Genomic DNA, 15608 nt, shown 5'->3' with positions numbered 1-15608 from the left:
GTGCCCGTCGGGCCCACGCCCACAAGCGAGATCCCACCGAAGCTCGTCCAATACGAACGGCATCCAGTCGATCCCCCGCTCACGCAGTCAAGCGCGAACGGCCACCAAGGGGAGCGGGCGCCCCGGCACGTTCCCGTACGAGGCGATGCCGATCCAGTCGATCTGCCTGGTCTGCCTAGTCTGCGACGCGCTCAAGGAACACGCTCCAGGTCGCGGGGGAGAGGGTGAGGACGGGGCCGGAGGGCTTCGAGCAGGTATGCCGTGAGTGGGTGGCTCACTTCGCGTCGCCGGACACGTTCGGCGGCATGCCGATCGACGTCTCGTACGGCACGGTTCCGGACCAGGGAGATCGTACGAGCCATGAAATCGACGTGGTCGTGCGTGGCGCGGTGGCCAGGACAACGGCGTGCTGCTGTCGCTCGGTGAGGCCAAGTGGGACCAGGTCATGGGCCTCGGCCATCTCGAGCGGCTGCGGCATGCCGCGTCGCTGCTCGCGCAGCGTGGCGTCGATACGTCGGCCGTCCGGCTCGCCTGTTACAGCGGTGCCGGGTTTACGGACGATCTGCGGGCCGCGGCCGATCGGGACGAGGTGATTCTCGTAGATCTGGCGCGGCTGTACGAGAGTGAGTGAGCCGAGGCCTTTAGGACGGAAACTGACCTAGTACGGGAATACCGTGCCCCCATGAAGACTCTCGCCGGTGTGGACGACGCTGAATTCAGGGCCTTCGAAGACGCCGCCCAGTTGGACGCCTGGTTGGCGGCGCACCCCGGACTGCGCTCGGGGGTGTGGGTCGAGATCGCCAAGAAGGGGTCTGGTCGGACCTCGGTCACGGCGGGGGAAGTCAATGACGTGGCGCTCTGCCACGGCTGGATCACCGGTCATCGCAGAGGCCTCGACGCGTCGTACTTCCTGCAACGGATCACCCCGCGCAGGCCGGGCAGCCTCTGGTCAATGGTGAACGTACGCAGGGTCGAGGAACTGGCCGCCGCCGGGCGGATGCGGCCCGCCGGGCTCGCGGAGGTGAACGCCGCGAAGGTGGACGGGCGGTGGGAGGCGGCGTACGAGTCGCAGAAGAACGCCACCGTGCCGGACGATCTGGCGGCCGCACTCGAACGAAGCCCCCGCGCGAAGCGCTTCTTCGAGCAGCTCGGCAGGACGGATCGATACATGGCCATGGTGGGCCTGTTGAGGGCGAGGAGCGCCGAGAGCAGGGCGGCGCGACTGCGGAACGTGGTCGCCCGGCTGGAGCAGGGCAGCGCGTGACGTGATCGCGAGCCCGGTCGGGAATTACCTGTGCATTTCGGCCAATGGGCACCAATGGCCGGAGTGAAGGCCGTCGGGCCGGGGCAGGTGCGAGCGCGGCGGAGCGCCCGCCCTCCCGGTACGGGGGAGTTAGGGCCTGTCCGGCGGAACAGGTCGCAGGAAAGCAACGGCGCCTGATCAGCCCCGCGTCTGCGGCATGATCCGCCGGACAGGCCCTAAAGGGCGGGCGCGCTCGCGGTGTCGGCCAGAGGGCCGACCGGCGTGAGTCGAGGGCTCACGCGTTCTTGATCGCCGAGATGTCGAAGGTCAGCTTGATCTTGTCGGAGACGAGGAAGCCGCCGGTCTCCAGGGCCGCGTTCCAGGTGAGGCCCCACTCGGAGCGCAGGATCTCCGCCTTGCCCTCGAAGCCGACACGGTCGTTGCCGAAGGGGTCCTTCGCCGAGCCGTTGAACTCCAGGTCGATGCTGAGCGGCTTGGTGATGCCGAGGATCGACAGTTCGCCGGTGATCCGGTAGTCGTCGCCGCCCAGCGCTTCCGCCTTGGTGGAGCGGAAGGTCATCGTCGGGAACTCGTCGGTCCTGAAGAAGTCGGAGCTCTTGAGGTGGTTGTCGCGGTCCTCGGAGCGCGTGTCGACGCTGTCCATCTTGACGTTGATCGTGGCGGTGGATTTGGACGGGTCCGCACCGTCCAGGTGGAGGGTGCCCTCGAACTCCTTGAAGGTGCCCTTGACGTTCGTCACCATGGCGTGACGGGCGACGAAACCGATCGCCGAGTGCGACGGGTCGATCGTGTAGTCACCGGTGAGCGCCACGAGATCGGGGTTCACGACGGGGGGGGTCGTGGTGGCGGCGGGGGTGTCGGTGGTCTTGCGGCCGAAGATGCCCATGACGTGCTCCTGAGGGGGACGGGTCGCGGTTTCGTCCGGGGAAGCCGCGACGCGGAGTTTGTTGAACGTTCAACGAGGTCAACGAGAGTGACTCTAGACCTATTCCGTTCAAGTTTCAACATTCATCTGCCATGTGTTTTACGACGTTACGTCGTGGTTCGGTGACCCGCTTCTCGGTGCTCGTCGCCGTCGGGGGCGCCCCGCCGACTCGCGGCAGGCCGCCGATCGAGGCAATTTGTCACTCAAGGGATGGCATGTGAGACTCGCGAATGTGAGGCGGCTCTCAGTCGGCGGCTTTGTGTGACCTCTACAAGCCACATGCCCTCTGAGCAGTCAGATCGCTTGCATGCGGTCACGGTTCTGTTCAGGGGTACCAGGAAAACGGGCCGGAGACTGTACGGAGTCGACGGCCCGGTTTACTCGGTTGACTTCGTATGGTCGCTACATGACCGTTTTGGATGAGGCCGAGCCCTCTGGCGAACCCACGGACGCACGCGGGCGCGTGGCCGAGCTGCACGCGATCCGTGTGGAGGCACTGCGCGGCCCCAGCGAGAAGGCGACCGAGGCCCAGCATGCCAAGGGCAAGCTGACCGCCAGGGAGCGTATCGAGCTGCTGGTGGACCCGGGCTCCTTCCGAGAGGTCGAGCAGTTGCGGCGGCACCGGGCGACCGGGTTCGGGCTGGAGACCAAGAAGCCGTTCACGGACGGTGTGGTCACCGGCTGGGGCACGGTGGAGGGCCGGACGGTCTTCGTCTACGCGCACGACTTCCGGATCTTCGGCGGCGCGCTGGGCGAGGCGCACGCCACGAAGATCCACAAGATCATGGACATGGCCATCGCGGCCGGCGCGCCCCTGGTCTCCCTCAACGACGGCGCGGGCGCCCGCATCCAGGAGGGCGTCAGCGCCCTCGCCGGGTACGGCGGCATCTTCCAGCGCAACACCAAGGCCTCCGGGGTCATCCCGCAGATCAGCGTGATGCTCGGCCCGTGCGCGGGCGGCGCGGCGTACTCGCCCGCCCTGACGGACTTCGTGTTCATGGTCCGTGAGACCTCGCAGATGTTCATCACCGGCCCCGACGTCGTCAAGGCGGTCACCGGCGAGGAGATCACCCAGAACGGCCTCGGCGGCGCGGACGTGCACGCCGAGACCTCCGGCGTGTGCCACTTCGCGTACGACGACGAAGAGACCTGCATCGCCGAGGTGCGCTACCTCCTGTCGATGCTGCCGCAGAACAACCGCGAGAACCCGCCGCGCGTCGCCTCCGAGGACCCGGCCGACCGGCGCGGCGAGATCCTGCTGGACCTGGTCCCGGCGGACGGCAACCGCCCGTACGACATGGCGAAGGTCATCGAGGAGCTCGTCGACGACGGCGACTACCTCGAGGTCCACGAGCGCTGGGCCCGCAACATCATGTGCGTGCTGGCCCGCCTGGACGGCCAGGTGGTGGGCATCGTCGCCAACCAGCCGCAGACCCTCGCCGGCGTCCTGGACATCGAGGCCTCGGAAAAAGCTGCACGCTTTGTCCAGATGTGCGACGCTTTCAACATTCCGATCGTCACCCTCCTGGACGTCCCCGGGTTCCTCCCCGGTGTGGACCAGGAGCACGGCGGGATCATCCGGCACGGCGCGAAGCTGCTGTACGCGTACTGCAACGCGACAGTGCCGCGGATCTCGCTCATCCTCAGGAAGGCGTACGGAGGTGCCTACATCGTCATGGACAGCCAGTCCATCGGGGCCGACCTCACCTACGCCTGGCCCACCAACGAGATCGCGGTGATGGGCGCGGAGGGCGCGGCCAACGTCATCTTCCGCCGGCAGATCGCCGAGGCCGCCGACCCCGAGGCCATGCGCGTACGCATGGTCAAGGAGTACAAGGCCGAGCTCATGCACCCCTACTACGCGGCCGAACGCGGCCTGGTCGACGACGTCATCGACCCCGCCGAAACCCGCGAAGTCCTCATCCGCTCACTGGCGATGCTGCACACCAAGCACGCCGACCTGCCCTCCCGCAAGCACGGCAACCCCCCGCAGTAACCCTGCGGATCCTCCGCGGCAGTGCCGCGGAAACCTCTCTCACGGAGACTGAAACCTATGGACACCCCTGACATCCGCGTTGAGAAGGGCCACGCCGAGCCCGAGGAAGTCGCCGCCATCACGGCCATCCTCCTGGCCCGCGCCGCCGCCCAGCCGGACACCACCCCGACCCACCGCGGCCGAGCGAAGGCCGGCTGGCGTCGCCTGGAGCGGGAGCCGGGCTTCCGCGCCCCGCACAGCTGGCACGGCTAGGCTGCGCCGCTCGAGCATGAGGAAGGGCCCGCTCCATGAGGAGCGGGCCCTTTCCCTGTGCCATGAAAGGTCCCACGAAAGAAGCTTCCCCTGTCCCAGGAAAGAAAGGGGCGCCCTCTCCACCGGAATGGAGAGGGCGCCCCTTCTGCGTTCGTCGCGCGGACGCGCTAGCGCAGGCGAGCCATGAGAGCGTGCTCGACCAGCGTGATCAGCGCGCTCTTCGCGTCCGCACGGTGCCGGGCGTCCGTCGTGATGATCGGCGCGTCCGGACCGATCTGCAGCGCCTCCCGGACCTCGTCCGGGTTGTACGGCTGGTTTCCGTCGAAGCCGTTGAGGGCGATGACGAACGGCAGCCCGCTGTTCTCGAAGTAGTCGACCGCGGGGAAGCAGTCGGCGAGACGGCGGGTGTCGACCAGAACGATGGCGCCGATGGCGCCTCGGACCAGGTCGTCCCACATGAACCAGAAGCGGTCCTGGCCGGGGGTGCCGAACAGGTACAGGATCAGGTCCTGGTCCAGGGTGATACGACCGAAGTCCATGGCGACGGTGGTCGTCGTCTTGTCTCCGGTGTGCGTGAGGTCGTCGATGCCCGCGGAAGCAGACGTCATCACGGCCTCGGTGCGCAGCGGGTTGATCTCCGAGACGGCGCCGACGAACGTGGTCTTGCCCACGCCGAAGCCGCCCGCCACCACGATCTTCGCGGACGTGGTGGAGCGGGAAGGCCCTCCGCTAGAGCTTGCGAAGTCCACTGAGCACCCTTTCGAGCAAAGTCACGTCTGGCTGGCCGCCGGCGTTCTCGTCGCCGCCGGGCTGATGGATGGCGACCAGGCCCGCCTCCGCCAAGTCGGCGACGAGAATCCTGGCCACGCCGAGAGGGATCGTCAGCAGCGCCGAGATTTCGGCCACCGACTTGATCTCCCGGCAGAGGTTGCAGATCCGCTGATGTTCGGGCAACTGGCCCTGCATCTGGTGCGGTTGTGCGGTGGTGTGCACCAGCGCCTCGATGGCGAGCTGGTAGCGGGGCCTGGTGCGGCCGCCCGTCATGGCGTACGGGCGCACCAGAGGGTTGTTCGAAGACCCCGCGGGCGCCGCCTCTGGGGTGCGTCGCTGCGGTTGCACAGGCTGGATGCGCGGCGCCGACGGCTGGTCGTACGGCGTGGGACCAGGACCCTGGGGGCCCTGGGGCGCGTACGGCTGGCCACGGTGGCTGGGCGCGGAGGGGAAGTTGAACCGGTTCGGGTTCTGAGAACCGTCACCCTGGCCCTGCCCCTGGCCGGGGCCGTACGACCAGTTGCCCGAAGACGAACCGCCTGGGGGTGTTGCCACTTTCTCCTCCTCCGACTGTGCCGGGCACCCATCACTGTGGGACCGCGTTCCGAAACCTTACGGCCACGGGACGCCAAAACGCACGGTCTGTCTGCTAGTTGAGAAGGCTCCCTTGGAGCTCTGCTCGAAGGTCCGGGGTCAGGACCGTACCTGCACGGTCCACCAGAAGGGCCATCTCGTACCCGATGAGGCCGATGTCCGCTTCGGGGTGTGCAAGGACCGCGAGTGACGAACCGTCGGATACGGACATGATGAAGAGGAATCCTCGCTCCATCTCCACAACTGTCTGGTTCACACTGCCGCCCTCGAAGATGCGGGAGGCTCCCGCGGTCAACGAGGTCAGACCGGACGCGACGGCCGCGAGCTGGTCGGCGCGGTCACGGGGAAAGCCTTCGGACATCGCCAGAAGGAGTCCGTCGGCGGAGACCACCACCGTGTGGGACACCCCAGGGGTGTTGTCCACGAAGTTGGTGATCAACCAGTTCAGGTTCTGCGCCGCCTGGCTCATCGGGCTCACACTAACGCTCCTGGTTGTAGGTGCTGTCAGGCCCACCGTGATGATTCCCGGTGGCCTGGCCGTTCGTGTCACTACCTGCATTGCGCCCCTGCTGCACGCCGCGGCGCAGGTTGCTCAGCCTGCCCCGGATGTCCTCAGGAGCACGGGAGACCTGGGGGCCGCCCTGTGGGGTCGATTCCGCCGTTCCCTCGACCAGGTTGGCCTTGGGTACCCGCCGCGGCAGGCCGGAAGAGGTGACTCCACCCGCCTTGGGCTTCTTGAGCTGCTCGGCGCGCTGCCAGCGGTCGTCGTTGGACGAACGCCAGTCGTCGTTGCCCGGGGTGACCGCAGGCGTTACCTGGGACCCCTGGCCGACGGGCCGCTGGCCGTTGGTGCCGCTCGGGGTGGATCCGCGGCGCGGCAGCCCGGCGTCAGTCAGCGCGTGCGGGGCGGAAGGTGCCGGTCCCGGACGGCTGAAGCCTACGCGGTCCTGCTCACCTGCGTCAGTGGCCTGCGCGGATTCCGCTTCCGGAGCGTACTCGGACCGGTAACCGTTCTGGTAACCGTCCTGCTGCGGCCAGTCGTCCTGGTGGGACGGCTTTTCGAAGCCGGAGAAGGTGTCCTGCGCGGCGCCACGGGCCCCGGAGTGCTCCCCCTGGACCGGCTCCGCATACCCGGGCTCCGGGTAGCCGCCGTTCGACGGGAAGTACGTCTCGTCGTACGCCGCCTGCTGCGGTTCCTCGTACGCCGTCTGCTGGTCGTACGTCGCCTGCTGCTCCTCGTACGCGGGCCGGCCGTTGTCGTACCCGGGCTGTCCGTTGTCGTAGGCCTGCTGGGGCGCCTCGAAGTCGTCCTGGTACCGCGGGGCCTCGATGGCCTCCGGCTGGCCCTGTGCCTGGGCCTCCAGGGCCGCACGGCGCTCCTCGCGCATCAGCGAGCGGCCTACGGGGTCCAGTTCGCGGATGTCGTCGGGGACTTCCGTGTAGCGGCTGTCGTCGAAGCCGAGCTCGGCCGCGGTGCGCAGCGGCTGCTGGGCCTGGAAGGCCGGCTCCGGCTGGAAGGCCTGCTGCTCCGGGATGATCTGCGAGACGGTGAACTCGTCGCGCTGCAGGTGCTGTTCGCCGCCGCCACCACCGTGGGTGATCGCGTCGGGGAGCATGACCAGGGAGGTCGTACCGGCCTGCTCGCCCGAGGGGCGGAGCTGGACGCGGATGCCGTGCCGGTCGGACAGCCGGCCGACCACGAACAGGCCCATGCGCTGCGAGATCGCGGCGTCCACGGTCGGCGGGTTGGCCAGCTTGTGGTTGATGTCCGCGAAGTCCTCGGCGGTGAGGCCGATGCCCTTGTCGTGGATCTCGACCATGATGCGGCCGTCCGGGAGACGGGTCGCGGTGACGCGGACCTTGGTCTGCGGGGAGGAGAACGTGGTGGCGTTCTCCAGGAGCTCGGCGAGCAGGTGCACGAGGTCGGTCACGGCGCGGCCGTGGATCTCGGCCTCCGGGACGCCGGAGAGCTCGATGCGCTCGTACTGCTCCACCTCGGAGGAGGCGGCGCGCAGCACGTCGACCAGCGGGACCGGCTGGTCCCAGCGGCGGCCGGGCTCCTCGCCGGCGAGGACCAGGAGGTTCTCGCCGTTGCGGCGCATACGGGTCGCGAGGTGGTCCAGACGGAAGAGGTTCTCCAGCTGGTCCGGGTCGGCCTCGTTGTTCTCCAGGTCGGTGATCAGGGTCAGCTGGCCCTCGATCAGCGACTGGTTGCGGCGCGACAGGTTGGTGAAGATCGCGTTGATGTTGCCTCGCAGGAGCGCCTGCTCGGCGGCCAGTCGGACCGCCTCACGGTGGACCTGGTCGAAGGCGCGGGCGACTTCGCCGATCTCGTCCGTGGTGGTGATCGGGATGGGCGTGACACGGGTGTCGACGCGGCCCGGGTCGGTGCGCGAGAGCTGGTCGACCAGCATCGGCAGGCGCTGCTCGGCGACACTGAAGGCCGCGTTGCGCAGCTGCCGCATGGAGGTGCTCATCTGGCGTGCCATGAGCCCGGCGAGGATGAACGCGGCGAGCAGGGCGATGACGACGATGGCGCCGTTGACGTAGGCGTCGCGCTGGGCGTCGGAAGCGATGTCGCCGGCGTCGGTGACCGCTCGGTCGATGAGGTCGCTCTCGATCTCGCTGTAGCCCTCGAACTTGAGGGTGGCGGCAGCCATCCACGTAGCGGGAGTGATGCCCTTCGCGGCGAGCTCGGTGGGCGTGGCGCCACTGGCGATCGCCTGGAACATCTTGTCCATCGAGGGCGGCGCCACGAAGGTCTGGCCCGCGGCCTCGGCCTTGCTCTTGGCCTCGGCGAGCCGGCTCTTGCCCTCCGCGGTCTTCTGCTCCATCACGGTGGTGAGCCGGGTGGCGTCCTGCTCGGTTCCACCGGAGACGTACTCCTGAAGAGCGACGTTCTCCAGGTACGCGTACGAAGTGAAGGAGGTGACCTGCCGCGCGTAGTTCTGCGCGTTGGTGCTGGGCTTGACGAGCAGGTGGGTACCGATCGAGCGCTGCAGCGACTCGGCGCCCTTGGCCAGCGCGATGGCGTACACGGTACGGCCGTAGCTCGTGATGTTGCCGGTACCGAGGCCCAACTCGTTCGAGAACTCCATGAGCAGGTGCTCGACGGCGACGTAGCCCTCTTCGGTCTGCACCGGCTCCATGGACTTCGTGAACGCCGTCTTGCGGATCTGCTCGAGCTGAGGCTCGGCCTCCTCCACCAGGCTCAGTCGTCGCTCGAGCCCGTCCGTGTCCGGCATCCCGATGACTTCTTGGTGGAAGGCGTCGGCCTTCTCATCGGTGAGGGCACGAACCTTCTTGACCGTCGCGTCGTTCCGATCGCCCAGCAGCAGAGGCTCGGCGGAGACGTCGCGCTCGTTCAGCAGGGCCTCGGCGTATGCGCCGGCGGCCGCCACGATCTTCGCCACCTTCTCGGCGTCCCGGGCCTCCTGCCAGGTGTCGATCGAGCCCTTCACCTGGAAGCCGCCCATGACGAGGCCGACCAGCACGGGTATGAGCAGGATCGCGTTCAGCCTGGTGGGCACACGCCAGTTACGGGGGGACAGACTGCCGCCGCTCGGCGCGGGCGCCGGCGGGGGCTCAGGGGCAGGCACCTGTACGGGCGCCGCTCCGCGCGGCGGCGGGGTGAAGTTGCCCCGTGCCGACGGCTCGGGACCGTTCTTGCTTCGCCTCACTCGACCAACAACCTCTCGGCGTCGGCACCTACGTTGTGCCGCGGTGTGTCCAGCGCCCTTGTCTACCGGGCAGTTCAGCGCATTCCAGCACGTCAGGCGGCGCCCTTCCAAACACTCGGAACCGATGGTTCCGGGTGACGCATCCCCCAGATAAAACGGTCATAAAGAGCGAGCCCCGCCAAAAGGCGGGGCTTTTGTGAACGCTGCGGCACCGGGTGACCGCGATGCGTGTCGATGCCCGTGGAATCCAATGTCGAAACGTTATGAACACTGTGGCCGACCGTGTCAAAGGACACAGTCGGCTCCAGTGCGTCTACGACAACTGCCTTATACAACTGTCGACTTGAGTGCTACCTGAGACGTGCCATGAGAGCGTGCTCGACCAGCGTGATCAGCGCACTCTTGGCATCCGCGCGGTGCCGGGCGTCCGTCGTGATGATCGGTGCGTCCGGACCGATCTGCAGTGCCTCGCGCACCTCTTCGGGATTGTAGGGCTGGTGTCCGTCGAAGCCGTTGAGGGCGATGACGAACGGCAGCCCGGAGTTCTCGAAGTAGTCGACCGCCGGGAAGCAGTCGGCGAGGCGGCGGGTGTCCACCAGGACCACGGCACCGATGGCGCCGCGGACCAGGTCGTCCCACATGAACCAGAAGCGGTCCTGACCAGGCGTACCGAAGAGGTACAGGATCAGGTCCTGGTCGAGGGTGATGCGGCCGAAGTCCATGGCCACCGTCGTGGTGGTCTTGTCCCCGGTGTGGGTGAGGTCGTCGATGCCCGCGGACGCGGACGTCATGACGGCCTCCGTGCGCAGCGGGTTGATCTCCGAGACGGCGCCGACGAACGTGGTCTTGCCCACGCCGAAGCCACCCGCCACCACGATCTTCGCGGAGGTGGTCGTCCGACCTCCGTCAGAGCTTGCGAAGTCCACTGAGCACCCTTTCGAGCAAAGTCACGTCCGGCGCGCCGCCGTTGTTCTCATCGCCGCCAGGCTGGTGGATGGCGACGAGTCCGGCCTCCGCGAGGTCCGCGACGAGGATCCTGGCCACACCCAGCGGCATGGACAGGAGGGCCGACACCTCCGCTACCGACTTGACCTCACGGCACAGGTGGCAGATTCGCTGGTGCTCCGGGAGCAGCCCCATCAACTGCGCGGGGTCGGCCGTAGTGCTGATCAGCGCCTCGATGGCGAGTTGGTACCGCGGCCTGGTCCGGCCGCCGGTCATCGCGTACGGACGTACCAGCGGCTGGTCGCCCTCGTCCCCGTACGGCTCTGCGTACGGATCATGAGAGGCGGTGGGCGGTGTCATGAATCCTCCGGGCGGGGGACAGCAGGTTGGTCAGTCGTGCCGTCTGAATGGGGCCGGTGGGGGGATTGTGGCGGCCGGACGGTGATTTCGTGCTTTCTCTGGAACCCAGGGGGTTCAGTGGAGCAGACTTCCCTGTAGCTCGGCGCGCAGGTCCGGCGTGAGTACGGCGCCCGCGCGGTCGACGAGCAGCGCCATCTCGTAGCCGACGAGGCCGATGTCGCATTCCGGGTGGGAGAGGACCGCAAGGGACGATCCATCCGAAACGGACATGAGGAAGAGGAAACCGCGCTCCATCTCGACAACCGTCTGTGCCACCGTGCCGCCCTCGAAGATCCGGGATGCCCCGGCGGTCAGCGAGGTGAGCCCCGAGGCGACGGCCGCGAGCTGGTCGGCGCGATCGCGCGGGAAGCCTTCGGACATCGCCAGAAGGAGCCCGTCGGCGGACACGACGACGGTGTGGGACACCCCTGGGGTGTTGTCCACGAAGTTGGTGATCAACCAGTTCAGGTTCTGTGCGGCCTGGCTCATCTGACTCAACTAACGCTCCTGCTGGTGAGTGGGGCTGGGGAAGCTGCCGGTCTGGCCGGTACCGGCCTGGCGACCCTGCTGAATGCCCCGACGGAGATTGGTCAGCCGGCCGCGTACGTCATCGGGCGCACGCGAGACCTGCGGACCGCTTTGGTGCTGTTGCTGCTGTGCCGTGCCCGCGACGAGGTTGGCTCGCGGGACGCGGCGCGGCAGGCCTGAGGTCGTGACCCCACCCGCCGACGGCTGACGGACGCGTTCTGCCTGCCGGACGAGGTCGTCGTTCGGCGTGCTGCGCCAGGAGGCGGGGGCCTGTGCGGCGGCCGGCCGGTGCTGAGGGGCTGCGGGGGTCTGCGGCTGTTGCTGCGGAGCCTGCGAGCCGTTGTTGTGGACGCCGTTCTGGGCGCCGTTCTGCGGGCCGTTCTGAGCGCCGTGCTGGGAACCGTTCGCCTGACCGTGGAACCAGTTGGTCTCCAGCGTGTCGTACAGCGGCGTACGTCCGTCACCCGGGCCGGTCGCCGGCGGCAGCGCCTCGGGCTGCTGCGGACGCGCGGGCCGCTGCGGGGCCTGCGGCTGCTGGAACTGGCCGGTGGACGACGGGTCCTGGCGGTTGCCGTAGCCGGGCGTCGCGAACTGGCCGGTGGACGAGGGGTCCTGACCGTTGCCGTAACCCGGCCGTGCGAACTGGCCCGTGGACGACGGGTCCTGGGAGTTGCCGTAGCCGGGCGTGGCGAACTGGCCGGTGGACGAGGGGTCCTGGCCGTTGCCGTAACCGGGGGTGGCGAACTGGCCCGTGGTGGACGGGTTCTGGCCGGCCGGAGCCGTGCTCCCGGAGCCGAAGACGTCCGGACGGACGAACTGACCCGAGTTCTGCCCGGCGTTCTGCGGCGCGTTCGCGCCGGGGCGCGGGGCGTCGAAGTCGGGGCGGGCGAACTCCGAGGTGGCAGCGGCGGAGGCCGGAGCACCGGGGCCCTGACGGTTGTCGATGCGCGGCATCTCCGAGGTCGCCCCCGGGCCCTGCCGGTCGTCGATCCGCGGCATGCGCGAGGTGGCGTCGGGCTCCTCGTGACCGCGCGGGGTGTCGAGGGACGCGCGCGGCACGGGCGGCTGTGCGTTCTCGTCGCTCCAGCTCGGCCTGGACTGCTGCTGGCTGCCACCGGGCAGCTCGGCACGCGGACCACCGCGCCCCGGGAGCTGCGGCCTGCGGCGGCCACCGCCCTTGTTGCCCGACGGCTGCGGCTGCTGCGGAGGTGCGGCCGCGGGGGCGCTGTCACTGAAGTCGAAGCCGCCGTGGCGGGCGCCGGGTCCGTCGCCGAAGCTCTGGGGCGCACCGGGTCCGCCGGACTGGAGGCCCTGCGGGGCGTTCGGCGCGCTCTGCCCGAAGGCACCCGCACCGGCACCGGCCGGCCTGCCCTGCTGCGGATTGCCCGGACCCTGCGGCCCACGCGCTCCACCCGGCGCACCCGGGCGACCGCCCTGGTTGCCGCCGGGCAGCGCGGCCCGCGGACCCTGCCCCGCACCGACCTGCCCGCGCTGCGGCGGGGCACCGAGGAGACCGCCACCTGCGGCGGGAGCACCCGCCCCGAGGGACGGACCGCCACCCTGGCCACCACCGCGGCGGGCCGCGGCGAGTCCGGCCGAGGCCTGCGCGGCGGCCGGACCGCCGGAGGCGGGAGCGCCCTGGCCCGGCTTGCCCGGGGCCTTCTTGCCGCCCTGGGCGACATCGACGGGGAGCATGACGAGCGCGGTGGTGCCACCCGAGTCGGACGGACGCAGCTGGATGCGGATGCCGTGGCGCTGCGACAGACGACCGACCACGAAGAGGCCCATGCGCCGGGAGACGGAGACATCCACGGTGGGCGGCGAGGCGAGCCGCTCGTTGATCGCGGCGAGGTCCTCGGGGGACAGGCCGATACCGGTGTCGTGGATCTCGATCAGCACGCGGCCGTCGGGCAGCGCGTGACCGGTGACCTTGACCTTGGTCTGCGGGGAGGAGAACGAGGTGGCGTTCTCGAGGAGCTCGGCGAGCAGGTGTACGAGGTCGTTGACGACCCGGCCCGCGACCTGGGTCGCGGGGACCGAGGCCAGCTCGATGCGCTCGTACTGCTCCACCTCGGAGGCGGCGGCGCGGAGCACGTCGACCAGCGGGACCGGGCGGGTCCAGCGGCGGCCGGGCTCTTCACCGGCGAGAACGAGGAGGTTCTCACCGTTACGACGCATGCGGGTCGCGAGGTGGTCGAGCTTGAACAGGGAGGACAGCTGGTCCGGGTCGGCCTCGCGGGACTCCAGTTCGGAGATGAGCGAGAGCTGGCGCTGGATCAGACCTTGGGAGCGGCGCGAGAGGTTGGTGAACATCGCGTTGACGTTGCCCCGCAGCAGGGCCTGCTCGGCGGCGAGGCGGACGGCCTCGCGGTGCACGTCGTCGAAGGCCGCGGCCACCTGGCCGATCTCGTCCCGGGAGTGCACACCGACGGACTCGACGGAGGTGTCGACGTCCTGCGGGTCGGACTCGGAGAGCTGCTTGACCAGCTCGGGCAGACGGTCCTGGGCGACCTTGGTCGCGGTGTCCTGCAGCCGGCGCAGCGAGCGGATCATGGACCGGGCCACGACGAAGGCGCCCACGAGCGAGACGCCGAGGACCAGCAGGATCAGCGCACCGGAGATGATCGCTTCGCGCTGCGACTCGTTGCGCAGCTCACGGGCCTTCTGCTCCATCTGGTTGAGCAGCGTCAGCTCGATCTTCGACATCTGCTCGATCTTGGCGGAGTCGTCGTCGACCCAGTCCTTGTACGAGCGCTTGTCCTGGGTGCCCAGACCGCCCTTCGAGTCCAGTACGCGCTTGGCGTACTGGTCGGCGGACTGGATGGTCGGGTTGCCCTGGTCGATGGGCTTGGTGAGGTCTTCCGCCCCGGCGCCGTAGATGCTGGCGAAGCTGGTGCGTTCGGAGGTCTCGCTGTCCTGCGCCGACGTCGCGTACAGCCGGTCGTTCTCGGACAGCTTGCCGAAGACGTCTTTGTCCTCGGGCAGCGCGGCGGCGATGACGGCGCGCTGGATGGAGGCGTACTCCTTGGCGGAGGAGAAGGCGGACAGGGCGCGGGTGCGCGTGATCATCTCCGGGTTGCTGGTCGCCTCCGCCATGTCCTGCGAGAGGTCGATCAGCTGGGCGATGAGGCGGTGGTACCCGTCGACCGTCTGGGAGGAGTTCTGGGAGTCGCCGTAGGCACCGTTGCGGATGGTGCTGAGCTTGTTCAGCTCGCTCGCGATGGCGACGAGGCTGTCGCGGACGCCGGTGAGCTGTCCGCTCGCGCTGGCGTCGTCGACCTCCTGGGTGCCCGCGATGAACTGCTTACGGGCGTTGTCCGTCGCGTCGCGGACGCTCTTGACCGTGTAGTCGGTGGGCGTCGCGCCGTGCGCGAGCGGGCCCGCCGACTGGTCACGTTCCTTCTGGAGCGCGGCGGCGAGCTCGGTCGCCTGCTTGGTCATGTCCGTCAGCAGCTTCATGTTGTCGAGCTGCTGGATGTCGTCCATGGACTGGCTGATACGCAGTCCGCCCAGGGTGGTCGCGGCGACCACGGGGAGCGCGAGCAGCGAGACCAGACGCGTGGAGATGCGCCAGTTGCGCAGGGCTATTCGGGAGCCGGGGCCGCTGGGGCCCTTCGGCTTCGCGGTCGGTGTGGCGGGAGCTGTCGCGCCGGGGCGCGCGGAGCGCTCACCGCTGCCGCCGAGCTCTGACTGTCCCGGGTTCTGGGCGTGCTGGGGCGAGGAACCGCGCTCGGTCCCGCCTTGCGGCTCCGGCTCCGCCGAAGCGCTGCCATCCCTCTTGAAACGTCCCTGCACTAGCGTCGCAACCTCTGGACCAGGCGTCCCTCCGTGGAAGCGGCGGGACGGTGTCGGCGTCGTTCAGGGGCGCAGACGCGCCCCTTGGTGTGGTCGTGAGTGACCGGCGCTGCTTCCCCTTCCCGCCGCCACTCGGCGCTGAGTCGCGCCCCCTGCGCGCCGGTTCGTTCCCGCGGCGGTTCGAGGAATTCCAGCACAGTGCCGGATCTCCAACAAGGGCCATGGGTCAGGCTGTGATCTCGGTGACACGTTGTGAGGGGCGCGTTACGAGACGTAGAAAACGATCTAGTACATAACGGACGTATGCCTGCGAGCTGTTGGTGTGTGTGGGGTGTCCCAGTCGCGATGATCAGGAGCGGAATGATGGCTTCAGTCAAGCAATGTCCGTTTCGCCGAAGCGAGTTGGCGGCCTGAATTGACCGGTTTGCCTACCGGTGAGTGAGCAAACTCACACGGTGA

At 68.8% G+C, this 15608-nt stretch carries 13 protein-coding genes; 4 read left to right on the top strand and 9 right to left on the bottom strand.

Annotated elements, in window-relative coordinates; translation table 11 throughout:
* Positions 1-406 precede the first annotated feature (406 nt).
* Together ACX28W_RS25905 and ACX28W_RS25900 are read left to right on the top strand one after the other, a co-directional pair.
* Positions 407-631 (top strand): hypothetical protein, encoded by a 225-nt coding sequence (locus ACX28W_RS25905; protein WP_459001793.1) that lies wholly within the window; start codon positions 407-409, stop codon positions 629-631.
* A 51-nt stretch (positions 632-682) separates the two neighbouring features.
* A complete protein-coding gene (locus ACX28W_RS25900) occupies positions 683-1264 on the top strand; it encodes a YdeI/OmpD-associated family protein (protein ID WP_459001792.1) in 582 nt (193 codons plus the stop codon).
* A 274-nt stretch (positions 1265-1538) separates the two neighbouring features.
* Here ACX28W_RS25900 and ACX28W_RS25895 read toward each other — a convergent pair whose 3' ends face one another.
* Positions 1539-2150 (bottom strand): YceI family protein, encoded by a 612-nt coding sequence (locus tag ACX28W_RS25895; protein ID WP_459001791.1) that lies wholly within the window; start codon positions 2148-2150, stop codon positions 1539-1541.
* 445 nt (positions 2151-2595) lie between these two features.
* Here ACX28W_RS25895 and ACX28W_RS25890 point away from each other — a divergent pair, with 445 nt between their 5' ends.
* Together ACX28W_RS25890 and ACX28W_RS25885 are read left to right on the top strand one after the other, a co-directional pair.
* Positions 2596-4185 (top strand): acyl-CoA carboxylase subunit beta, encoded by a 1590-nt coding sequence (locus ACX28W_RS25890; RefSeq protein ID WP_459001790.1) that lies wholly within the window; start codon positions 2596-2598, stop codon positions 4183-4185.
* Between the two features lie 57 nt (positions 4186-4242).
* On the top strand, positions 4243-4437 hold the full coding sequence (locus ACX28W_RS25885) for an acyl-CoA carboxylase subunit epsilon (protein ID WP_067370986.1): 195 nt from the start codon (positions 4243-4245) through the stop codon (positions 4435-4437).
* A gap of 167 nt (positions 4438-4604) precedes the next feature.
* On the opposite strand, the gene ACX28W_RS25880 is transcribed toward ACX28W_RS25885, so the two are convergent.
* From ACX28W_RS25880 to ACX28W_RS25845, 8 genes are all read right to left on the bottom strand, one after another.
* Positions 4605-5186, bottom strand: coding sequence for a GTP-binding protein (locus ACX28W_RS25880; protein ID WP_030793786.1), 582 nt, complete (start codon positions 5184-5186; stop codon positions 4605-4607).
* Positions 5167-5763, bottom strand: a complete 597-nt coding sequence (locus ACX28W_RS25875) for a DUF742 domain-containing protein (protein ID WP_459001788.1) — start codon at positions 5761-5763, stop codon at positions 5167-5169. Before ACX28W_RS25875 ends, ACX28W_RS25880 begins: the two co-directional genes overlap by 20 nt.
* 94 nt (positions 5764-5857) lie before the next feature.
* On the bottom strand, positions 5858-6271 hold the full coding sequence (locus ACX28W_RS25870; protein WP_005479603.1) for a roadblock/LC7 domain-containing protein: 414 nt from the start codon (positions 6269-6271) through the stop codon (positions 5858-5860).
* 10 nt (positions 6272-6281) lie between these two features.
* Complete coding sequence (locus ACX28W_RS25865; RefSeq protein ID WP_459001787.1) at positions 6282-9482, bottom strand: sensor histidine kinase; 3201 nt, start codon at positions 9480-9482, stop codon at positions 6282-6284.
* 350 nt (positions 9483-9832) lie between these two features.
* Positions 9833-10408 carry a GTP-binding protein gene (locus ACX28W_RS25860; RefSeq protein ID WP_054235412.1) on the bottom strand — a complete coding sequence of 192 codons (576 nt, stop codon included), beginning with the start codon at positions 10406-10408 and terminating at the stop codon, positions 9833-9835.
* Positions 10389-10787 carry a DUF742 domain-containing protein gene (locus tag ACX28W_RS25855; protein WP_059131717.1) on the bottom strand — a complete coding sequence of 133 codons (399 nt, stop codon included), beginning with the start codon at positions 10785-10787 and terminating at the stop codon, positions 10389-10391. The genes ACX28W_RS25860 and ACX28W_RS25855 overlap by 20 nt, the downstream gene beginning before the upstream one ends.
* A gap of 114 nt (positions 10788-10901) precedes the next feature.
* Complete coding sequence (locus ACX28W_RS25850; protein ID WP_010984127.1) at positions 10902-11315, bottom strand: roadblock/LC7 domain-containing protein; 414 nt, start codon at positions 11313-11315, stop codon at positions 10902-10904.
* A gap of 9 nt (positions 11316-11324) precedes the next feature.
* The gene (locus tag ACX28W_RS25845) at positions 11325-15149 is read right to left on the bottom strand and encodes a sensor histidine kinase (RefSeq protein ID WP_459001785.1); all 3825 of its coding nucleotides are present in this window, start codon (positions 15147-15149) and stop codon (positions 11325-11327) included.
* Positions 15150-15608: the final 459 nt, after the last annotated feature.

It is taken from the genome of Streptomyces sp. SD15 (assembly GCF_054462255.1).
This window is presented reverse-complemented; position numbering and strand designations above follow the sequence as displayed.